General features: G+C 47.9%; 19 protein-coding genes. 15 read left to right on the forward strand and 4 right to left on the reverse strand.

The window, feature by feature from the left end; all coding sequences use genetic code 11:
- Positions 1-78 precede the first annotated feature (78 nt).
- Complete coding sequence (locus BLS14_RS00220; protein ID WP_063564896.1) at positions 79-1,230, reverse strand: THUMP domain-containing class I SAM-dependent RNA methyltransferase; 1,152 nt, start codon at positions 1,228-1,230, stop codon at positions 79-81.
- 241 nt (positions 1,231-1,471) lie between these two features.
- Here BLS14_RS00220 and BLS14_RS00225 point away from each other — a divergent pair, with 241 nt between their 5' ends.
- Entirely contained in the window at positions 1,472-2,104 is a 633-nt protein-coding gene (locus BLS14_RS00225; RefSeq protein WP_090948907.1) for an O-methyltransferase, read from the forward strand.
- 130 nt (positions 2,105-2,234) lie between these two features.
- On the opposite strand, the gene BLS14_RS00230 is transcribed toward BLS14_RS00225, so the two are convergent.
- Complete coding sequence (locus BLS14_RS00230; protein ID WP_090948909.1) at positions 2,235-3,446, reverse strand: asparaginase; 1,212 nt, start codon at positions 3,444-3,446, stop codon at positions 2,235-2,237.
- 506 nt (positions 3,447-3,952) lie between these two features.
- Between BLS14_RS00230 and BLS14_RS00235 the strand changes: the two genes are divergently transcribed.
- Positions 3,953-5,155: a cytochrome P450 gene (locus tag BLS14_RS00235; RefSeq protein WP_090948912.1), complete on the forward strand. Its 1,203-nt coding sequence runs from the start codon at positions 3,953-3,955 to the stop codon at positions 5,153-5,155.
- Between the two features lie 114 nt (positions 5,156-5,269).
- Here the strand turns inward: BLS14_RS00235 and BLS14_RS00240 are convergent, their stop codons facing one another.
- A complete protein-coding gene (locus tag BLS14_RS00240; protein ID WP_063564892.1) occupies positions 5,270-6,481 on the reverse strand; it encodes an MFS transporter in 1,212 nt (403 codons plus the stop codon).
- A 204-nt stretch (positions 6,482-6,685) separates the two neighbouring features.
- Here BLS14_RS00240 and hemE point away from each other — a divergent pair, with 204 nt between their 5' ends.
- The 6 genes from hemE to BLS14_RS00270 all read left to right on the forward strand — a co-directional run bounded on the left by hemE (position 6,686) and on the right by BLS14_RS00270 (position 13,220).
- Complete coding sequence (gene hemE / locus BLS14_RS00245) at positions 6,686-7,750, forward strand: uroporphyrinogen decarboxylase (protein WP_090948915.1); 1,065 nt, start codon at positions 6,686-6,688, stop codon at positions 7,748-7,750.
- The gene (gene hemH / locus BLS14_RS00250; RefSeq protein WP_090948918.1) at positions 7,743-8,693 is read left to right on the forward strand and encodes a ferrochelatase; all 951 of its coding nucleotides are present in this window, start codon (positions 7,743-7,745) and stop codon (positions 8,691-8,693) included. The genes hemE and hemH overlap by 8 nt, the downstream gene beginning before the upstream one ends.
- Positions 8,693-10,117 (forward strand): protoporphyrinogen oxidase, encoded by a 1,425-nt coding sequence (gene hemY, locus BLS14_RS00255; protein ID WP_063564889.1) that lies wholly within the window; start codon positions 8,693-8,695, stop codon positions 10,115-10,117. Before hemH ends, hemY begins: the two co-directional genes overlap by 1 nt.
- Positions 10,118-10,332: 215 nt before the next feature.
- Positions 10,333-11,700 (forward strand): CapA family protein, encoded by a 1,368-nt coding sequence (locus tag BLS14_RS00260; RefSeq protein ID WP_371121105.1) that lies wholly within the window; start codon positions 10,333-10,335, stop codon positions 11,698-11,700.
- 27 nt (positions 11,701-11,727) lie between these two features.
- Positions 11,728-12,480: a glycerophosphodiester phosphodiesterase gene (locus tag BLS14_RS00265; protein WP_090948924.1), complete on the forward strand. Its 753-nt coding sequence runs from the start codon at positions 11,728-11,730 to the stop codon at positions 12,478-12,480.
- Between the two features lie 104 nt (positions 12,481-12,584).
- On the forward strand, positions 12,585-13,220 hold the full coding sequence (locus BLS14_RS00270; RefSeq protein ID WP_090948926.1) for a fumarylacetoacetate hydrolase family protein: 636 nt from the start codon (positions 12,585-12,587) through the stop codon (positions 13,218-13,220).
- 119 nt (positions 13,221-13,339) lie between these two features.
- Here the strand turns inward: BLS14_RS00270 and BLS14_RS00275 are convergent, their stop codons facing one another.
- The gene (locus tag BLS14_RS00275; RefSeq protein ID WP_090948928.1) at positions 13,340-13,747 is read right to left on the reverse strand and encodes a hypothetical protein; all 408 of its coding nucleotides are present in this window, start codon (positions 13,745-13,747) and stop codon (positions 13,340-13,342) included.
- A 358-nt stretch (positions 13,748-14,105) separates the two neighbouring features.
- Here BLS14_RS00275 and BLS14_RS00280 point away from each other — a divergent pair, with 358 nt between their 5' ends.
- The 7 genes from BLS14_RS00280 (at position 14,106) to BLS14_RS00310 (ending at position 20,459) form a co-directional block, all read left to right on the forward strand.
- Entirely contained in the window at positions 14,106-14,663 is a 558-nt protein-coding gene (locus BLS14_RS00280) for a MarR family winged helix-turn-helix transcriptional regulator (protein WP_063564884.1), read from the forward strand.
- Between the two features lie 46 nt (positions 14,664-14,709).
- Positions 14,710-16,149, forward strand: coding sequence for an aryl-sulfate sulfotransferase (locus BLS14_RS00285; RefSeq protein WP_090948930.1), 1,440 nt, complete (start codon positions 14,710-14,712; stop codon positions 16,147-16,149).
- A gap of 21 nt (positions 16,150-16,170) precedes the next feature.
- Positions 16,171-17,226: an ABC transporter substrate-binding protein gene (locus tag BLS14_RS00290; protein WP_090948932.1), complete on the forward strand. Its 1,056-nt coding sequence runs from the start codon at positions 16,171-16,173 to the stop codon at positions 17,224-17,226.
- 27 nt (positions 17,227-17,253) lie between these two features.
- Positions 17,254-18,030 (forward strand): ABC transporter ATP-binding protein, encoded by a 777-nt coding sequence (locus BLS14_RS00295; RefSeq protein ID WP_064639210.1) that lies wholly within the window; start codon positions 17,254-17,256, stop codon positions 18,028-18,030.
- 16 nt (positions 18,031-18,046) lie between these two features.
- The gene (locus tag BLS14_RS00300; protein WP_063564881.1) at positions 18,047-18,820 is read left to right on the forward strand and encodes an ABC transporter permease; all 774 of its coding nucleotides are present in this window, start codon (positions 18,047-18,049) and stop codon (positions 18,818-18,820) included.
- Positions 18,821-19,057: 237 nt separating this feature from the next.
- Positions 19,058-19,867 (forward strand): DUF92 domain-containing protein, encoded by an 810-nt coding sequence (locus tag BLS14_RS00305; RefSeq protein ID WP_090950164.1) that lies wholly within the window; start codon positions 19,058-19,060, stop codon positions 19,865-19,867.
- Positions 19,868-19,880: 13 nt separating this feature from the next.
- Positions 19,881-20,459, forward strand: a complete 579-nt coding sequence (locus tag BLS14_RS00310; protein ID WP_063564880.1) for a TetR/AcrR family transcriptional regulator — start codon at positions 19,881-19,883, stop codon at positions 20,457-20,459.
- Positions 20,460-20,472: the final 13 nt, after the last annotated feature.

The following is a 20,472-nucleotide window of genomic DNA, read 5'->3' on the forward strand; positions in this document are numbered from 1 at the left end:
ATCCATAAGTATCCCGAAATACATACAAAAAAACGCCCCAGCCGTGAACGGCAGGAGCGCTTGATCATTCCAATATTATTATTGTTGTGGTGTTTTATTACGTGGAGGCAGTGGGCCCAAATACTGATAATATTGGGTTTCAATGCGTCCATTGAACAACTTACGGCGCTTGTCTGCCTTGTGTCCAAAGTCTTCCTCGAAAGATTTGGTCGACGTGATGGCAAAAAAGGACCATGTCGGTAAATCGAGGTAACTGCGCCCTAAAGAACGTAGCAGCTTCTGCACTTCTTTCTCTTCACTCAAACGTTCACCATATGGAGGGTTGGTAATAATGACACCATATTCGCCCTGTGGTCTTGCACGATGAGCGGGCAGGACGCTGACTTCAATATCTTTGGCGAAGCCGGCACTCTTGATTGCTGCCTGTGCTACTTCAATAGCTTCCGGATCGATGTCGCTGCCCGAAATTTGCAATGGAATATCGTCGCGAACCGCGTCAAATGCTTCTTCGCGCGCCTGTTCCCACAATTCTTCAGGAATGACAGCCCAGTTCTCGGAGTTGAAGGTCCGACGAAGTCCAGGTGCAATGTTCCAGCCGATCATGGCGGCTTCAATCAGCATGGTGCCTGAACCGCAACATGGATCATAGAATGGACGGGAAACATTCCAGCGGCTGAGCTGAATAAGTGCCGCAGCAAGCGTTTCTTTGAGTGGTGCTTCGGTTACGAGTTTACGATAACCCCGTTTATGCAGACCTGGTCCCGTCGTATCTAAAGTAAGCAGGGCGCGATCGTTCAGCAGAATGACCTCAATCACATAACGAGACCCATCCTCGGGGAACCACTCCGTGTCATAAGTCAGCTTCAGTTTCTCTACGATTGCTTTCTTCACGATCCCTTGTGATGCAGGCACACTGCTCAACTGAGATTTTTGGGAGCGACCTTCAACCGGAAATTCGCCATCGGCTGGAATCCATTCCTCCCAAGGTAATGCTTTGGTACCTTCAAATAATTCATCGAAAGTTGTCGCCGGGAATTCACCCATTTTGACCAACACCCGGTCGGAACTTCTCAGCCACAGATTACACCGGCAAATATCAATATAATCTCCAGTGAAGAAAACCCGGCCATTGTCGATCGTAACATCCTCATACCCCAGTTGCTTCAGTTCCCGGGCGACAACAGCCTCGAGTCCCATCGCCGAGGTCGCAATCAATTGCAATTGAGCCATGTGATTCATTTCAACTCCATTTCAAGCTGGGGAAGGAATATCCTTCTCTCAGCTGTATAGTGACGGTGCGGCCTTGCCGCTTTCCGTGAAAAAACTTACAATGAGAAATGCGGTGAGCTAATGCATTCATCTTTCGAGCCGATGCAGCAGTTCAACCGCCTGTGTTTGACAACAAACATTTATTATAGAACATTGGCATCCATATGGAAAGCAGTCCAAGTGTCCAAGGAGGATTTTAGCGGTGAATCTGACCCCTGACGAATATGTAAATCAATTATTTCAAGAGGATGATCTCTTGTTAAAGGTAAAAGAAGCCATCCGATCGAACGGCATGCCGGAAGTTTCGGTTGCAGCGGCTTATGGCCGTTTGCTCACTTTTCTAGCGAAGACATCGAAAGCGGAGGCTGTACTCGAAATCGGCGTGTTGGGCGGATACAGCGGTATCTGTCTTGCTCGCGGTTTAAGTGACGGGGGAACCCTGACTTCGCTTGAATTAAAAGAGCAATACGCAGCGATGGCTCGTGGTCATCTGGAGGAAGCGGGCTTTGCGGATAAAGTCGAATATCGAATTGGCCCCGCAGCTGACAGTCTGGAGCAGCTGGCACAGGAAGGACGTACCTTCGATTTCTTCTTCATTGATGCAGACAAGGAGAATTATCCCGTATACCTCGATTACGCCATTAAGCTCGCGCGGCCCGGGGCGGTCATTGTGGGAGATAACTGTTTCCTGCGCGGCCGTACGCTGAATTCAGACAAGCAGGGTCCGGCTGTCCTCGCGGTTCGACGCTTCAACGAGCAGATGGCCAGTGACCCGCGCCTCGTAACAACGATGCTGCCGGATTATGATGGTCTGGCTCTGGCCTGGGTGAAGTAAGAAAAGATGCAGATCCGTTAAAACGGATGGAATGCGCATTCAATTCGAAAAGAAAGAGACGATAACACTCCTGAATCTCAGGGTATTATCGTCTCTTTCTGCTTATTGGAGTGAAGTGATGAGAGTCTTATTAAACTTCCGGCGTTCCGTAAGTCTCGAACCATTTTTGGATCGTGTCAAAATCGTCGCTAAAGGACAGGCCGAGCATCAACAAAATGCGTGCTTGCTGAGGACTGAGGTTGTCACCGGCAATAACGCCTTTCCCACCGCCATATACACTGCCTGAACCTGTCCGAGTGGTCGTTACGAAGATTACGCCATCCTCGACCGCTTTGGTACGTGCTTGTCCCATCGCTCTGGAGATACCGCCTGCTCCGGTACCGGACGTTACGATCCCCTTGGCGCCGCCCTTCACAAATCCTTCAATAGCTTCGCCGCCAGCTTCCTGATAGGAAATCGCAATTTCCACCTTGGCGAGATCTGCCTTCGTGATTTTGCTCAGGTCGAATGCCGGTTTCAATGTACCTTCAGGCTTCAAGGCACGTGCAGGAGCACGGTAAATTCGAATGTTTTCTTCATCAATGTAACCTACTGCACCAAGCATCGGAGTTTCGAACGTGTCTGTTCGATAATCATTCGTTTTGGTCACGCCGCGTGCCAATTGAATGGTATCGTTCAACATTAGCACGGTCCCAAATGAAGTGGTGCGCCCGCTGCCTGCGAGCTTGATGGCGTTGTACAGATTGGCTTGTGCATCTGAGCCGATAACTGTCCAAGGGCGCATGGACCCTGTAATGATGACGGGTTTATCACTTTGTACGGTCATGTCAAGGAAGTAGGCGATTTCCTCCATGGTATCTGTACCGGTGGTAACTACAACGCTGTCATACTGAGCCAGAGCCTTGTCTACGGTTTGAGATAAGTCATAGAGATCAGCCATGGTATAAGAACCTGAACCTGAATTTCCGAATTGGAGTGTGCTAACATCTGCAATCTTCTGTTTGTCCGGTAAGGCGTCGACCATTTCTCCAATCGGGAGTGTGCCAGCTTTATAGTTCTGGAAGCTGGTTGCATCCTCGGATTGACCTGCAATCGTACCACCCGTTCCAATGACCAGAACATTAGGCAGAGCGGATTGTTTGAACGAATCTGATAGAGCAGGGATGGTCGTATTGCGAGCCGGAGTGGATAATGCGGTCTGAACTGCACTAGTTGTACCGCTCACTTCTACCGTAGCCGCCTGAGCCGCATAGGTCCCGATGGGGGACAGGGAAATGGTCAGAGCTGTCAAAGCGGCTGTGCTCCATACAGCCCAAGGACGAAGATTTGAAGTTTTTTTCATGAATAGCACTCTCCTTCAGGTTAGTTTCGTGTGATGTTTGTTAAGGATGATATGTATATGAATTCAAATTGATTGTATTTCATGTTAAATAATATGACAATTGTAGATATAGATAGAGTAATCGGTTACATTGATAGAAATGTAGAGTATATAGCGTATTTATGAGGTTTTATGGATAAATATGAGAAGGTAAAAAAGAGAATGAGGAATATGAAATCATAATAAATAAACTTTTGTGTCATATTTTATTACATTTGAGTCTTTTGACCTGATAGATTTAGAAGGAAACTTTGGGGAAGTGTTGCAGTATCGTCCATAGCTGAAGTGATCTTATCCAAAACGAATAGCGGGGGTATTAGTTAGCAAGTCTTGACGATTTTTGTAATACGTTCTAGGAAAAGAGGCTCAATTATTGCCAAATATTTGTATGCCCGCAGTGTTGAGTCTATAATATATGGTGATTTCAATATGTAAATAAATATATATTAATGATTGGAGGAGAAACGATGAACCGAGCACCCAAAAAATATGCCAATTACATTCCGATCCGGGAGCTGGAGGCGGTGGAGCAGCAATTATTTCCCTTCCAGGTGTACGCTGAACTTCGTGACAATACTCCAGTCCGCTATGACAACCATCGAGAATGCTGGGATGTTTTCCGTTATGAAGATGTGCAATATGTGTTAAAAAATCCTAAACTGTTCTCTTCTGAACGTGATCGCGCAAACGCCAGCATGCTTACTACAGATCCGCCGAAGCACAAACAACTACGGGATCTGGTTAATCAGGCGTTCACACCTAGAGCGATCGAAGCGTTAGCTCCGCGTATTCAGGAAATCGCTGATGAATTATTGACTCCGCATTTTTCAGAAGGTCGTATGCGTCTTATCGATGATCTTGCTACTCCACTTCCAGTTATCGTGATCGCTGAATTGATTGGAGTCCCTGCAACGGATCGCCAGAAGTTCAAAGACTGGTCTGATGCACTCGTGAAGGGGGCGCGGGATGACAGTGACGAAGCTTTCCAGGAATTGATGGAAGAAAAGAAACGGAACCAGCAGGAGTTGGCGAGCTACTTCACGGCCATAATGGAAGAAAGACGTCAGCGACCAGAGGATGATCTGATCTCTATACTGCTTGCTGCAGAGATTGAAGGGGAGAAGCTAACGGCAGAGGAAGTGGTCGGATTTTGCATCTTGTTACTTGCTGCCGGTAATGAAACCACAACCAATCTGATTACCAATGCCGTTCGTATTCTGTCAGAGCAGCCTGAGCTTCAACAGCAGCTGCGAGAACATCCTGAACTTATCCCCACTGCGGTAGAGGAAACGTTGCGTTATTATCCGCCAATTGTGGCTATTGGGCGTATTGCCAAAGAAAACGTAGAATTGAACGGACAAACGATTCAGGCGGGGGAACAGGTGATATCCTGGGTAGGATCGGCCAACCGGGATAGCGCTCAATTCGATCAGGCAGAGAAGTTCGTGCCCGACCGCAAGCCGAACAGACATATGGGTTTTGGTTTTGGTATTCATTTCTGTCTCGGTGCGCCGCTTGCACGACTTGAGGCGAGGGTTGTACTTCAGACGATGCTTCGGCAAATGGAAGACATTCAGCTTGTGCCGGAAACCGTTCTGCAGCCGATTCAAAGTGCTTTTGTATTTGGAGTTAAAGAATACCCGATTCAATTCACAAGCCATCTGACTTAATGACTCAATGAATCAATTTTAAGGTTTAAACAAATGAATGCCAAAAGCCGCTTTCATGCCTAATAGGCGCTGAAAGCGGCTTTTTATAAGAACAAATAACATTGAATCCAAGCGTCAGGATTCTCTGATCAGAGGGGGCTTTTTGTACAGCTTGAGTCTTACCCACACCATGTTGAGCAGCAGCAACCCACCAGAGACGATGAACAGTCCTTCGATGCCAATGAACCCAGCCATAAAGCCGCCGATTACGGCTCCAAGCATGTTACCGAGCGCGAGTGTACTCGTATTAAAGCTGAAGGCCCGACTAATCATGCTATCTGGCGTATAGGAGCGAATGAGCGCGTTGACACTCGGAAGCAGGCCGCCCATGAATACACCCATCATGAAACGGACGATGATGAGCTGCCATACCGTCTGCACGAAAGCTTGAGGTATAAGCATGAGCCCTGTTCCTATGAGAGAGAAGGTAAGTACCTTGTGTGAACCTACCCTGTCACTGAGTTTCCCGAGAATCGGGGACATGGCCATGTTAGATAGTCCCGTGACTGCACCGACAAGCCCTGCCCAGAAGGCAACGTTGACATCCGAACCGTGTAATTTCTGTACATACAGCGGCAAGAGTGACATCGGGCTGATCATGGCAAATTGCAATAGGAATGTTACAGCGAATAGCGCAGGTAACTGGGGAGACTTATTCAGTTCCTTCAGACCGGACAATACGGATTGTTCCGGCAGTTTGGCTGCTTCCTTGCGGTCAAACTTCTCTCTGACCAGGAACATGGCGAGCATGGAAGCCGCAAAGATCAGTCCGCCAGTAATATAGAAGATAGGGCGGAAGCCCACTGCATCAGCAAGCAAACCGCCGATCAGCGGACCTAGAATCGTACCGGCCACTTGGCCGGATTGGCTGATGCCCATGGCAAAACCCATGCGATCCTTCGGCGTTGTACCCGAGATCAATGCAACTGCTGCCGGGTTGAAGCCGGAGATCGTACCGTTGAGCAGTCGTAATAAAAGGAGCTGCCATGGGTTCTGTGCAAAACCCATCAAGGCAATAACAATCGCCATCCCGAATCCGGAACGCAGCAACATAATTTTCCGTCCGTACTTGTCAGACAATTTGCCCCACAAGGGCTGGAACAAAAATGAGGTGAGGAAGTTGGCAGCAAATATAAATCCCGCCCATATGCCAATTTCATGCTCACCAACCACGCCAAGATCCCTAGCGAGATAAAGGGACAAAAACGGGGTAATCATGGTCATGCCCGAGTTGACCAGAAATTGTCCAAACCAAAGCACAATGAGGTTTACTTTCCACGTTTTCAAAGTGCTTTCACTTCCTTTCCGATCGTTTCTGCAACGTTTCAAAAAAACACGATTCTTTCATTATAACATAATTTGCATATGGATGAGGGGATGTAAGGAATGTCATAGTATTGTCATCGGAACAGATCGACACGTGGTTGTTACCGCTCTTTAAAAAGGGCATAATGTTATTTATGAGTCCAAAAACTATTGGAGGCTTCTTACATGAGCTATAATGATCGTCTGATTCAGGCCAGTTTCAAACAGCAGGTGGACCGTGTTCCCGTGTGGTACATGCGTCAGGCTGGGCGTTATGATCCCGAATATCGCAAGATTAAGGAAAAGTATTCTTTGCTCGAAATTTGCCGTCAACCTGAGCTAGCAGCTGAAGTTACACTCATGCCGGTACGTAAACTCGGTGTGGATGCGGCTATTTTGTATTCCGATATTATGAATCCGGTTGCTTCCCTCGGTATAGATTTTGATATTGTTAAAAATATTGGACCTGTTATAGACAATCCAATCCGCACGGCGGCAGATGTGGATCGTTTGCGTCCCATTGATGTTGAAGGAGATCTGTCTCATATTCTGGAGACGATTCGAATTCTGGACAAGGAACTGGATGTACCCCTGATTACGTTTGCCGGTGCACCGTTTACCATTGCCAGCTATTTGATTGAAGGCCGACCTTCCAAAGGGTACATACGGACCAAAACGATGATGTACAGTGAACCGGAAGTGTGGCATAAATTGATGCAAAAACTGGGCGATATGGTGATTACATATGTCCGTGCTCACATTGCGAACGGCGGCAAGGCATTCCAACTGTTCGACAGCTGGGTGGGCGCACTTTCGCCAAACGACTTTAGAACGTATGTGTTGCCGACGATTACTCGTATCTTTACCGAATTATCGGATTTGAATGTACCGAAAATTTATTTCCCGGGTGTGGCTTCTGGTGAATTGCTGCCAACCCTGCATGATCTGAAAGCTGATGTGATTGGGCTGGATTGGAGAGTATCGATCTCCGAGGGACGTAAACGACTGGGCGGAAAATTTGCTGTGCAAGGTAACTTGGACCCTTATGTGCTGACTGCACCGATGGATCTGATCAAGCAGCATGCCAAATTGATTATTGACGAAGGTATCAAGGAGCCAGGGTATATTTTCAATCTGGGGCACGGACTATTTCCTGAAGCGTCTTTGGATAAATTAAGAGAACTCACGGCGTATATTCATGAATATTCCGCTGAAGCATTGAAGACTGGGGTGACGGTTACTAATGACTAATACGGTAGGTGTACTGGTGATGTCGTATGGCACACCTGAGAATATGGAAAGTATCGAAGCGTACTACACACATATCCGGAGAGGACGTCCGCCTGAACCGGAACAACTGAAGGAATTAACCGACCGTTATGAAGCGATCGTTGGGGGTGTATTCCCTCTTCGAGAAAACACGGATAATCAGGTGAAGGCCCTCCAGGAGACGTTAAACAAGGATGACCGTTCCAATGAGGTTGAATTCCGTTGTTATCAAGGGTTGAAGCATGCGTATCCGTTCATTGAGGATGGCGTGGAACAGATGGCGAAGGATGGAATTCAGACTGCAATAGGCATCGTACTGGCACCACATTTCTCCACGATGAGTGTAGGGAGCTACATCAAGCGTGCTCGTGAGAAAGCGGAAGAACTGGGTATCCAAATGTCATTCATTGAGAGTTATCATCTGCATCCGAAATTGATTCAGGCTCTCTCCACACGTGTTAGCGCCAAATTGGATGCTTTCGAGGAAGCGGGGGCCAAGCGCGGGGATGTACGAGTGCTGTTCAGTGCACACAGTCTGCCTGCGCGAATTGTAGATATCGGTGATCCATATCCGCAGCAACTGCTGGAGACTTCGGAAGTTATTGCTTCCCGTTTAGGAATTACCAACTGGCAGTTCACGTGGCAGAGTGCGGGGCGGACAGCAGAGCCATGGCTGGGCCCTGATATTCTGGACACACTTCAGGATCTTGCTCGTGAACAGGTTGAGGATGTGCTTGTAGCACCGATTGGATTCGTATCGGATCATCTGGAAGTGCTCTATGATCTTGATATTGAGGCCAAAGCGATTGCCAAAGAGATCGACATGCGCCTTATGCGTATTGATTCTCTCAATAGTGACCCACTTTACATGGAAACGTTAAGTGATGTCATTATTAGCCAGTGGCAGCAAGGAACGGATGAGTAATGGAAGACCATAAACGTCGTGTCGTTGTTGTCGGCGGAGGTCTGACCGGCCTAAGCGCGGCATTTTATATTCGGAAGCATTACCGGGAAGCAGGGGTTGAACCTGTCATCACCTTGGTTGAGAAGAGTTCTTCCATGGGTGGCATGATTGAAACGCTGCACCGGGATGGGTTCGTCATTGAGAAGGGACCAGATTCTTTCCTTGCCCGCAAAACGGCGATGATTGATTTGGCTAAAGAGCTGGAAATTGACCATGAACTGGTCAGCCAAAATCCGGAATCCAAAAAAACGTACATCATGCAGCGTGGCAAGCTGCATCCTATGCCGGCAGGACTCATTCTCGGTATTCCGACGGAGTTGAGACCTTTTCTGAGAAGTGGTCTTGTATCTCCGGCAGGCAAGCTGCGCGCATTAATGGATTTTGTCATCCCTCCCCGTCGTACAACAGAGGATGAATCGCTTGGTTATATGATTGAGCGCCGCCTTGGAGCGGAAGTGCTGGAAAACCTGACTGAACCGTTGCTCGCAGGCATCTATGCAGGTGATATGCGGCGATTGAGTCTTCAGGCAACCTTTCCGCAATTCGGTGAAGTGGAGCGGGATTATGGTAGTTTGATCCGAGGAATGATGACGGGCCGCAAACCGACAGAGACCCATACGGGAACGAAGAAAAGTGCTTTTCTGAACTTCCGTCAGGGCTTGCAGAGCCTGGTTCATGCGCTTGTACATGAGTTGCAGGACGTGGATCAACGGCTGAACACTTCCGTGAAATCTCTGGAGGTTCAGACTGGAGATGCGGCCAAGTATAGCATTCAACTGGATAACGGAGAACGTCTTGAAGCAGATGATGTAGTCATTACCGTGCCTACGTATGTTGCATCTGAACTGCTGCAACCACATGTGGATACAGCGGCTCTGGATGCAATCAATTACGTATCGGTAGCGAATGTGGTGCTGGCTTTTGAGAAAAAGGATATCGAACATGTATTTGATGGGTCTGGTTTCCTCGTTCCGCGTAAGGAAGGTCGAAATATTACAGCATGTACTTGGACATCAACCAAGTGGCTGCACACCAGCCCAGATGACAAAGTACTACTTCGCTGTTATGTTGGCCGTTCCGGAGACGAACAGAATGTGGAGCTCCCGGATGATGCACTAACAGATCTGGTACTCAAGGACTTGCGTGAAACAATGGGCGTTGAGGCCGTTCCGATCTTCTCGGAAATTACTCGGCTCCGCAAATCCATGCCACAGTATCCGGTAGGTCATCTGCAGCAGATTGCAGCACTGCGCGAACAACTTGGCAGCAAATTGCCGGGGGTATACATTGCCGGCGCTGGTTATGAAGGGGTAGGCTTGCCTGACTGTATCAAACAGGCGAAGGAAATGTCAGTTCAAGCTACGCAATTGATTGCTGCAAAGTAATTAACGTATTTGGCTGTCTCGAACGTAGATTTTTTCTACAGGGAGACGGCCTTTTTTGCACCATAAAGCGAAAAGGGGAGAGGTCGGAACTCTTTCATTCCAAGGAATGATGGAAATCCAGAATATGCCTGATATAATATGATAAGGATTGCTGTGAAGAAGAGGAGCTGCCTATGTATCCCCCAAGATCAAAACGAAGTGTACAAAAGAAAAAAGTGAAACGTGCCCGAAAACGCCGGATTTGGATCATTAATCTGGTATTGATTGCTGCAATTGGACTCGTCGGCATCTATTACGCAGTAGGCATGCAGGAGCAGCAAATAGACCCGGCGGTGACAGAAACGGCTGTGAATCAGGAACCAGTGAATGAAGAGGGCCCTCAGGGGGGTGATCAGGTGAGTTCACCTGACACGGATTCGGAGGCAAGTAATACCCCGGATGAAGAATCGGAGGATTCTGATAAACAGGTAACTGAAAATTCCGGCGGTACGTCGGGTGAGAAAAAGCCTGATGCTACAGACTCCAAGGTAAATGGAAAGACAGATACGGGAACGAAAAAACCGACGGATACTACCGCTTCTTCCGGCTCAAAGGGAAGCGAAGGTGCCGGAACTGGGGCGACACAGCCATCTCATTCGGCGAAGGATGTAACCATTAACTTTGTTGGGGATATTCAGTTTTCCGGCAAAGTGGCTGAATTGTTGGAGAAGAACGGTTATGACTACCCCTTTGCAAAGCTTGGCAACTTGTTCAAGGAAGATGATCTGACCATTGGAAACCTTGAAACTCCCGTAACCCTTGGTGGAACTGGTGCTGCAGACAAAACCTATGTATACAAGTCTTCGCCAAAGGCGCTCGAAGCAATGGCTTCAGCAGGATTTGATGCTGTGAATTTGGCCAACAATCATATTTTGGATCAAGGTGTAGAAGGCTTGGTCGATACGTTAACTTACCTTGAGCAATATGGTATAGCGCACACAGGAGCCGGTATGAACAGGGATGAGGCTTATGCACCTGCATATCTGGAACGCAAAGGCATGAAGATTGCACTGCTTGGATTCAGCCGGGTTGTACCTGAAACAAGCTGGAAAGCGGAAGGGAATCGGGCCGGTGTTGCCGAAGCTTACGATTCTACAGGTGCAGTAAAGGCGATTCAGGAAGCCCGTGAAAAAGCTGATCTGGTTATCGTTGTTGCACATTGGGGAGAGGAACGGGTCAGCACTCCAAATAATGATCAGACTCGACTGTCTCATGAATTTGTAGATGCCGGAGCCGATCTGGTCATAGGCGGGCATCCCCATGTCTTGCAAGGGGTAGAGTACTACAAAGGCAAATGGATTGCATATAGTACAGGCAACTTTATTTTCTCGAAATCAACAACAGAGGAAACGTGGAAAACAGCGGTTTTTCAGGCGAGTTGTAGTAAGGATGCCAAATGCAGCATGAAGGTTATCCCTTATGAAGCGGGGTTGGGTCAGGCCATTCCGATGGTGGATCAAGCCAACAAATTGCTGCTGGAGCAGATGGCGCAGCTCTCGCCAGGTATTCGTTTTGATGCGAACGGATTCGCATCGCCAAATTAAGATGCATTTTTTTGAGGAGGGGATGAAATGAACAACCTTTGTGTAGCGCACCGTGGATTTTCGTCCATTGCACCAGAAAATACGATGGCTGCATTTCTGCTTGCCATGGAACAGCCAGAGGTTCAGTGGATGGAGCTGGATGTACAGTTATCACGTGATGGTGTGCCGGTTGTTATTCATGATTTTACGTTAAACCGGACCACGAACGGTGAAGGCTTCGTACGAGAGACGGACTGGGCAGATATACAGCAGTTGGATGCGGGATCGTGGAAAGGAAAAGCCTATAAAGGGGAACGTGTTCCTGCGCTTAGTGAAGTGTTGGACCGCACCTGTGGCAAAGTGAGATTGAATATCGAACTGAAAACGCAAGGTAATATGTATCCCGGTCTGCCGGCAGCGGTTATTCATGAGGTGAGGAAGAGACATATGCAGCATGATGTGGTCATCACTTCGTTTGAACCTGCGGCTCTGGCTGAAGTGAAGAAACTGGCCCCTGAGTTCAAAACAGGTTTGATTATTGATGCACGGCCAGGGGATCTGGCAGCAGTGCTGCGGCAGATGAATTGCAGTTTTCTTTCCATCGGGTACACCAATGTGGACAAATCGCTGATGCGTGAGATGCGTATTGAAGGCATTCAGGTAATGGCTTGGACAGTGGACGACAAAATCATCATGAAGCGGCTTGCGGCGATTGATCCGGAGCTGATGTTATGTACAAACCGGCCTGATGTGTGGGAACAGGCTTTTCAGGAAACGAGCAGCCGATTTTTCAGACCATAAACTCCAATTTTTTGAATAGCGAAAATATGATATGTACTTATATAATAAAAAGATGAACATGATCCATATACGCTAATGAATCCGATAAAGGTGGTCGTAAACCCATGCTGACAAACATTCGAAATGTATACTGTGTAGGACGAAATTATAAACTTCATGCAGAAGAATTGGGTAACGCGGTTCCGAATGAACCGATGATCTTTATGAAGCCTTCCCATGCGGTTGTGGCCTTGAATAGTGAAACGCTGCAATTGCCTGCGACAAAGGGCGAAGTTCATTATGAGGCTGAACTAGTAATCCAAATCGGGCGCAGTTATGAGCCGGGTATGGCTGTGGATGAATTGATAGACGCGTATGCGTTTGGCATTGATTTTACATTACGTGATGTACAGACGGTTATTAAGAAAAAGGGCCATCCGTGGACAGCGGCCAAAGGGTTCAAGAACTCGGCTCCTGTTACTGCATTCCAGCCATTTCCGGGGGCCCAGGCTCTTCTTGAGAAAGACTTTACACTCACCAAGAACGGTGCCGAGGTCCAACGTGGCAATATTCGTAACATGATCTTCAGTCTACAGGACATTGTGGATTATGTAGGTCATCATTACGGCCTGGGACCTGGAGATGTCATCTTTACAGGTACACCAGAAGGGGTTGGACCAACGGCAGCAGGAGATGTGCTTGAACTGGCCTGGGACGGAGAACCTTTGGGTAAATGCACGATTGCAGCAGCAGTTAAGTAAGTATCATGCATCATCAATCTGCTTACTTAGAGCAAATATGAAACAGATAAAAGGGGCGCTTCGACGCTCCTTTTTGCCATGCCCTCATTCTCTGCCATAGCACATGGGAGACTTTTCATTTACGCCAAGTTGTAGGCTGTATTGGCACTCTCCGTGACCAACTCCTCCAGTTCACTGCTTTGCACTGCGTGTTGCTCCGCGCTAATACTTCCACTTGCGAGTCGTTGATCTAATTGCTCCCTGAGCTGCCTTATTTGCAATGCGACAACCTCGTTAAAATCACCATCATTTTCATCTGCAATCATCCTCAGCGATTTACCCGCGTACAGATCCTGAACCAAGTCATCTTCCGACTGTTGATTCAGAGCACTCAGCAACTCATCTCCGCTCTCGTCTTTGGTATCGATGTTAACGATGGACCATTTCGTCAAAGGTATAGGGGATATCGCTGATCTGCCCCAGGCTGTTCCGGCGAAGGACATGGTAACAATCATTGTTCCGACAATGATTACGCGCTTCATATTCATATGTGTTATCCTCATTTCTATGGTTAAGTACGAACTGAATCGTAGCTGGTTTGATGTAACGCTCTGAGGATAGTGTAACCGGGAAAGCTGAAGTGAAACTTAAAACCGGATAAGTTATCTAAATATGAGGGACATCTGGCTACGAAAAAACAAATTTAAATTCACACTTGACAGGTTGGGTTAGTGGGTTATATGATGAACTCAATTATTTTAACACTAATTAAATGAACAGTGAAATAATTTGAACTGAAGCGAGCTGATTGGACCACCAAAGGCTCCCGGGACTACTCCACTATGGAATGTCCGCGGGAGCCTTTTTTCGTATTTGCTGTCGTTTCAGTTAGACAGGGAGGATGAAATGAGCAATAACGACTGGGAAGCGTTGGAGAAGACAGATTGGTTGTTTCGTAAAATGGTCAGACGATTCGTGAAAGAACGAGATCGTATATCGGTAGAGGGGGTCAGTTTACCGGGCATGCTCATCCTGCACAAAATCATTCGTGAAGGGGAACAGCGGTTAGGGGATTTGGCTGAACAACTGGACTTCACTTCAGGTGCCATTACAGCGTTAACAGACAAGTTGGAGAAAAAGGGACTTACGATCCGCAGGCGCAAGGAAGATGACCGTCGGACGGTATTGCTCGACATTACTGCCAGTGGGCGGGAGATGTTTGCACGGAACAGCAATATCGGTGCCCGATGTATCACGCTTCTGTTTGAGGGCTTTACGACGGAGGAACTGGAGCAGCAAAGCCAATTTTATGAGCGGGTGATAGCGAATCTGGAGGGGTTCTCGGATACGCTGCTGGAATTGGCAGAGAACAACGGGAAGCAGGGACCCGATCCGTCCATCAAAAGTGACCCTGAACAGAAGCAGAGGGAGAATACCGGAAAGAGCAATTATCTCAGTTATTAACGTTTGATCCAATGTGAAAACAAACAAACCAAGGGAGAGATGATCAATGGGGCATTCAACAATTTATCCAACCGGGGCAACCGTATATAACCCTGATAAGGCTTGGGGCGGTTATACCGTCTATCAGGCAGGCGAGGAAGGTGTTGTACTGATTGATATGAATGGTAAGGAGGTTCACCTGTGGAAGGGGCTGCTGGGCTTTCCGGCCAAAGTTTTCCCTGGTGGCTTCGTATTGGGCAGCACGGGGCGAAGAGATCCGAAGTTCGGTATCCAGGACAACGTCGATTTGGTTCAGGTGGATTGGGATGGCAATATTGTATGGAAATACAACAGCTACGAACACATTGAAGATCCAGGATATGAACCATTGTGGTACGCACGTCAGCACCATGATTTTCAGCGTGAAGGCAATCCTGTCGGATATTACGCCCCCGGGCTTGCACCAAAGACACAGAGCGGGAAGACTTTGATTCTTGCTCATAAAAATGTGAACAACCCGTCCATTTCGGATAAGCCTTTGCTCGATGATGCGATTATAGAAGTGGATTGGGAGGGCAATGTATTATGGGAATGGCTGCCGAACGAGCACTTTGAGGAACTTGGATTCGATGAGGCCGCCCGTAATGTTCTGTTCCGTGACCCGAACACACGCTCATTTGGACATCTCGGTGGTGGGGTGGGGGATTGGCTACATATTAATTCAGCTTCTTATGTTGGTCCAAACCATTTCTATGAACATGGAGACGAGCGGTTCCATCCCGACAATATTATCTGGGATGCCAGAGAAGCAAATATTATCGCAATAACCGACAGACAGAGTGGAAAGATCGTATGGAGACTAGGGCCGGATTACTCTTTGCCTGAAGTGAAGCATATTGGCACCATTATTGGACAGCACCATGCACATATCATTCCCAAAGGTTTGCCTGGAGAGGGGAATCTGCTGGTATTCGACAATGGCGGCTGGGCCGGTTATGGCCTGCCCAATCCGGCTTCTCCATACGGCTTGAAACACGCCGTTCGCGATCATTCACGCGTACTGGAGATCAATCCGGTGACCCTGGAGATCGTTTGGCAATATACATCCGCAGAAGCCGGATTTTCCGTTCCGACAGATTCCTATAAATTTTATAGTCCGTATATCAGCTCCGCTCAGCGCTTGCCTAATGGAAACACGCTAATTACGGAAGGTTCCAATGGCAGACTGTTCGAGGTTACATCCGAGTATGAGCTAGTGTGGGAATATGTATCCCCTTATAAGGATGGACGGAACACCAATATGGTCTATCGTTCGTATCGCGTGCCTTATCACTGGGTACCACAGCTGGAGAAGCCGCAAGAGGTTGCTATTGAAGCCATTGATGTTTCCGACTACAGAGTGTCGGGAGCAGCACCCAAAGGTTCTTCATCCGTTGTAAGTGTTGAGATAACACTGCCGTTTGTTGAAGGTGCAGCCTGTGTGGCAACGTCAGATGAAGGCAAGTAAGGTGGCGAAGAGCGACGAACAATGATTAGAACGAATGGGGTGCATATTGTGAGAAAACCATCCACCTTAACTGGTGCGTTATTAATGCTCTTATCTATGTTATTGATATTATCGGGATGTTCCGCAAACGAATCGGTATCCGAAGCAAAGGGTGCCTCCGGCACAGAGGCCCAAAAAGTGAAAGTCCGGATCGCAGATACAAGTACGAACCCAACATTCAGGGTAGCCATTGCCAAAGGTTTCTTTGCAAACCACGGCATTGATGCAGAGAGCATTACGTTTGGTTCGCCAGCGGAAGGTGTAAATGCACTGTTTATCAAGCAGGTGGATATTGCGTACGGAGCTGACTTTCCTGTATTGAATGCTTTGGCAAAAGGGGATTACTCTGTCATTGCTTCCGCAGGTCAGGCTACGAATGAAGCGGCAGCTGCGTGGAAGTTGTATGCCAAGAATGATATACAGAGTGGAGCCGATCTGAAAGGTAAAAAAGTAAGTTTCATCCGCGGTACGTTTATTCCTTATCTGTGGGATGAATATTTGAAGGACCAGGGACTGGAACTAACTGATGTAACCCAGGTGGGTCAGGGAGCATTTGACGAAGCCTACATTGCACTAAAGCAGGGTGATCTAGATGCAACCTGGGTCATTGGTTCCGCCTTGACTGATAAATTCGATGCGCTTGAAGGCGTGCATCAGCTCACCGATATGTCCCAAACCCCTGTACGTCTTGGAATGGGACTCGTAGCAAGCAATGAATTCATCCAGGGGAACCCTGAGACAGTGAGTGGTTTTCTCGCGGCGCTGAATGAAGCCTCCGTGTATGCCCAGGCACATCCTGAAGAGGTTGCAGACCTGATGTATAAGGAAACCAAGCAGCCTAAGGAGGCCACATTGAAGGATCTGCCAATCAATCCATGGGAAGTTGGATTTACCCAGGCAGCTTATGACAGTCTGGCAGGGCAGAAGCAATATATGGTGGATAACGGGATCATCGAACACGATTTCGATCTCGATAACAAACTGAACCTGGAGCTCCTGAAGCAGGCACTGCCAGATAAAGTGACTTATAGCAAATAACTCGCAAATTGCATTGGAGGTGTTCTCATGTCCTTACCTGCAGATCAGCATACGATTCGTATTGAGCAGCTTCGTAAAACATACAATGCCCCCACCCATGGGGATGTACACTATATTATCAAGGATGTTGATCTGGTCATCAAGGGAGGGGAATTCTTTGTCCTGCTCGGTCCCAGCGGATGTGGCAAGTCCACGCTTCTAAATATGATTGCAGGCTTTATCTCTAAGTCGGGCGGTCAGCTCAAGGTGGATAATAAGGAGATTGATAGGCCAGGCAAAGATCGGGCCATGGTATTCCAGCAGGCGGATTCTTCTCTTTTCCCGTGGCTTACCGTAAGGGAGAATGTGGAGTTTGGACTTCGGATGTCCAAGGTGCCAAAATCTCAGCGGCGTACGATATCAGACCGATACATCGAGCTTGTTGGACTGGGTAGTCATGAAGCCAAATTTCCGAAGGAGCTGTCAGGTGGCATGAAGCAGCGGGTGCAATTGGCCCGGGTGCTAGCCAACGATTCGGCCATCCTGTTGATGGATGAACCCTTTGGAGCGTTGGATGCAATGACTCGGCGTACGATGCAGAAAGAGCTGGTCAATATTTGGCAGGAAACCCACAAGACCGTTATTTTTGTCACTCATGATATTCAGGAGGCGCTCTTGCTGGGTCAGCGGATAGGAATTATGTCAGTAGGGCCTTCTTCCAAGATAACGGATATTTACGACAATACTCTGTCTTATCCAAGGAACATTGCCTCATCTGAGTTCAACACGCTATATGATCAGATTCAAAGCCATTTTGAAGAATAATTGAGGTGATAGCAAGATGAGATGGTTGGAGAAGAAGTGGGTGTCTATCCCTCTATTGTGGGTGACGGTTATTCTGATTTGGCAGCTTGGAGCCATGCTCTATGGACCCGACGTGATTCCCGGTCCTTGGGATACGATTCTTGGTGCTCGCGAACTGATTGCTGACGGTACACTGATGCAGTATATCGGAATTAGCTTTACACGTGTGCTTGCGGGTTGGGTACTTGGCAGTGTGATAGCGATCCCGGTAGGGCTGATTATCGGCAAGGTTCATATGATCCGGCTGTTTGCCGAACCTTTCCTTAATTTTATCCGCTTTATTCCGCCGATTGCATTCATTACTCTATTCCTGGTCTGGTTCGGAATCGGGGAGCAATCGAAGATTGCACTCATCATGTATGCAACGTTCTTCATCGTTGTGTTAAACACGCTGACAGGTGTACTCTCCATTGAAGAAGACAAGGTCCGGTCAGCCCGCAGTATGGGAGCCAACGAATGGCAGATTTTGCTGCATGTCGTTGTTCCGGCGACGACTCCGTATATCTTCACGGGGGTACGACTGGCAATGGGCACTTCCTATATGGCTATTATCGGCGCAGAAATGATTGCTGCAAATGAAGGCGTGGGTTATCTGATCTGGAATTCCCGATTATTCTTTCGCACAGATTGGATCTTTGTCGGCCTGATTTCTCTGGGCTTTATGGGCTTCCTCACCGATCGGTTGTTCAATTGGTTTGGTCGCAGCGTGCTCTACCGTTATGGTGTAATTGGTGGGACGAAGCGGGTCTGAACTGGAACTTGAGGTGATGTAATCCTCGAATTCTTGGTCAAACGGAAGAAGGATCACTCATCTCAGTTTTATCGCAATATCATAGACCTGATTTGGTAGCTTGCAAAGCTGCTGAATCAGGTTTTTTGTATGCGGGGCTAGGGAGTTTCGGCATTGGGATCAAACCGTGGTATAATTGAATTTCAAAAATATAAAACGTCATGTGGGCCATGGATGATGCCACATGCAGGAGAACTTATGGACTGGATTATTGGCGCCGTATGCGCTTTTATTGTGGTGGGTGCTGCCTACGCGAAGAAGTCGCTAACCCTGTCCGGCTGCCTCGCGGCTGTGATCATGGGTACGATATATTACGGAGCGGGCAACCTGTTCTGGTTTGGAACACTGCTGTTGTTTTTTATTACCTCAACGCTGTTCTCCAAATTTCGCAAGGATCGCAAGCAGGAGCTTGAGAAATCGTATGCCAAGACGGGTAATCGTGATGCTGGACAGGTTATGGCTAACGGTGGAATCGGCATGTTTCTTGTTCTGGGGAACTGGGTCCTCCCACACCCAGCTTGGATGTATGCTTTTATCGGTGTCATGGCTACCGTTACTTCAGATACATGGGCAACCGAGTGGGGAAGTCTCAGCCGTAAGCCGCCACGCTCTGTCGTGACGTGGAAGGTGCTGACTCCAGGTACCTCTGGAGGTGTTTCATTACTTGGGACACTGGCTGCTGCCATAGGTGGAGCTTTAATCGGCGTGGGTGCGTTTTTATTTTCCTGGATTGCCGGGATTGGAAGCTTGAGTCTGCTCAGCTGGACGTGTGTCGGCCTTGTAGGCGGATTGGCAGGAGCTTTTGCCGATTCTTATCTGGGCGCAACGGTTCAGTATATGTATCGTTGTACTGTGTGCGGCCGTGAGGTCGAGGTAAGTGAGCATTGTGGACACAAAACCGTTCGATCGCGTGGTTGGTCTTGGATGAGTAATGATCTGGTAAACGTGCTCAGTTCGTTGATCGGCGGATGTTTGGCGATCGGTTTGGGTATCATTTTGGCGTCATAGGGAGGGAGTGCATTTGAGCACTGTGCAAGGAGACAAATCGGAGGCTATTCTGGATGCAGCTTACGGTATTTTCGGTTCAAAAGGATTCTATGAGACGAAAATGTCCGATATTGCGGACGAAGCGGGCATCGCGAAAGGCACCATTTATTTATATTTTAAAAATAAGGAACAATTATTTGTTGCTGTATCCAAGCGTGACTGCGACAATTTTATCAGTCGCCTGGTTTATGCGTTGAACTCACATCAGAGTACGGGGGATAAGCTCGGTGCGATCGCCAAGACTCACCTGACGTATTATTATGAGCGTCGCAATCATACCAAGATGTTTTTCATGGCACCCAATAATGATCCGGATCTGATGAAATTCATGAAGGCATTTATGAATGAATATATGAGCATGGTGCGTGAGGTGTTAGAGAATGCTGGCGTACCTGAGCCTGTGCTGCTTGCAGAAGCTTATATCGGGATTCTCGATCGGCTAAAGATGGATATTATGCTGAATCCAGAGTTTAACGAGGAACATCTGAACAAACGAATTGCCTTTGCAGCAGCTCTGTTTCTAGACGGATGTCGTTCCTTTTTGCAAGTATAGCGTGAGTGAGCGT

It is taken from the genome of Paenibacillus sp. OK060, from assembly GCF_900101205.1.
Taxonomy (GTDB): domain Bacteria; phylum Bacillota; class Bacilli; order Paenibacillales; family Paenibacillaceae; genus Paenibacillus; species Paenibacillus marchantiae.

Bases quoted from the DNA above. Each gene is read 5' to 3' on its own strand.
- BLS14_RS00220 (WP_063564896.1), bottom strand. From the start codon at position 1,230: ATGGCTCAATTGCAATTGATTGCGACCTCGGCGATGGGACTCGAGGCT.
- BLS14_RS00230 (WP_090948909.1), bottom strand. From the start codon at position 3,446: ATGAAAAAAACTTCAAATCTTCGTCCTTGGGCTGTATGGAGCACAGCC.
- BLS14_RS00235 (WP_090948912.1), top strand. From the start codon at position 3,953: ATGAACCGAGCACCCAAAAAATATGCCAATTACATTCCGATCCGGGAG.
- hemE (WP_090948915.1), top strand. From the start codon at position 6,686: ATGAGCTATAATGATCGTCTGATTCAGGCCAGTTTCAAACAGCAGGTG.
- hemH (WP_090948918.1), top strand. From the start codon at position 7,743: ATGACTAATACGGTAGGTGTACTGGTGATGTCGTATGGCACACCTGAG.
- hemY (WP_063564889.1), top strand. From the start codon at position 8,693: ATGGAAGACCATAAACGTCGTGTCGTTGTTGTCGGCGGAGGTCTGACC.
- BLS14_RS00265 (WP_090948924.1), top strand. From the start codon at position 11,728: ATGAACAACCTTTGTGTAGCGCACCGTGGATTTTCGTCCATTGCACCA.
- BLS14_RS00270 (WP_090948926.1), top strand. From the start codon at position 12,585: ATGCTGACAAACATTCGAAATGTATACTGTGTAGGACGAAATTATAAA.
- BLS14_RS00275 (WP_090948928.1), bottom strand. From the start codon at position 13,747: ATGAATATGAAGCGCGTAATCATTGTCGGAACAATGATTGTTACCATG.
- BLS14_RS00280 (WP_063564884.1), top strand. From the start codon at position 14,106: ATGAGCAATAACGACTGGGAAGCGTTGGAGAAGACAGATTGGTTGTTT.
- BLS14_RS00285 (WP_090948930.1), top strand. From the start codon at position 14,710: ATGGGGCATTCAACAATTTATCCAACCGGGGCAACCGTATATAACCCT.
- BLS14_RS00290 (WP_090948932.1), top strand. From the start codon at position 16,171: ATGATTAGAACGAATGGGGTGCATATTGTGAGAAAACCATCCACCTTA.
- BLS14_RS00295 (WP_064639210.1), top strand. From the start codon at position 17,254: ATGTCCTTACCTGCAGATCAGCATACGATTCGTATTGAGCAGCTTCGT.
- BLS14_RS00300 (WP_063564881.1), top strand. From the start codon at position 18,047: ATGAGATGGTTGGAGAAGAAGTGGGTGTCTATCCCTCTATTGTGGGTG.
- BLS14_RS00305 (WP_090950164.1), top strand. From the start codon at position 19,058: ATGGACTGGATTATTGGCGCCGTATGCGCTTTTATTGTGGTGGGTGCT.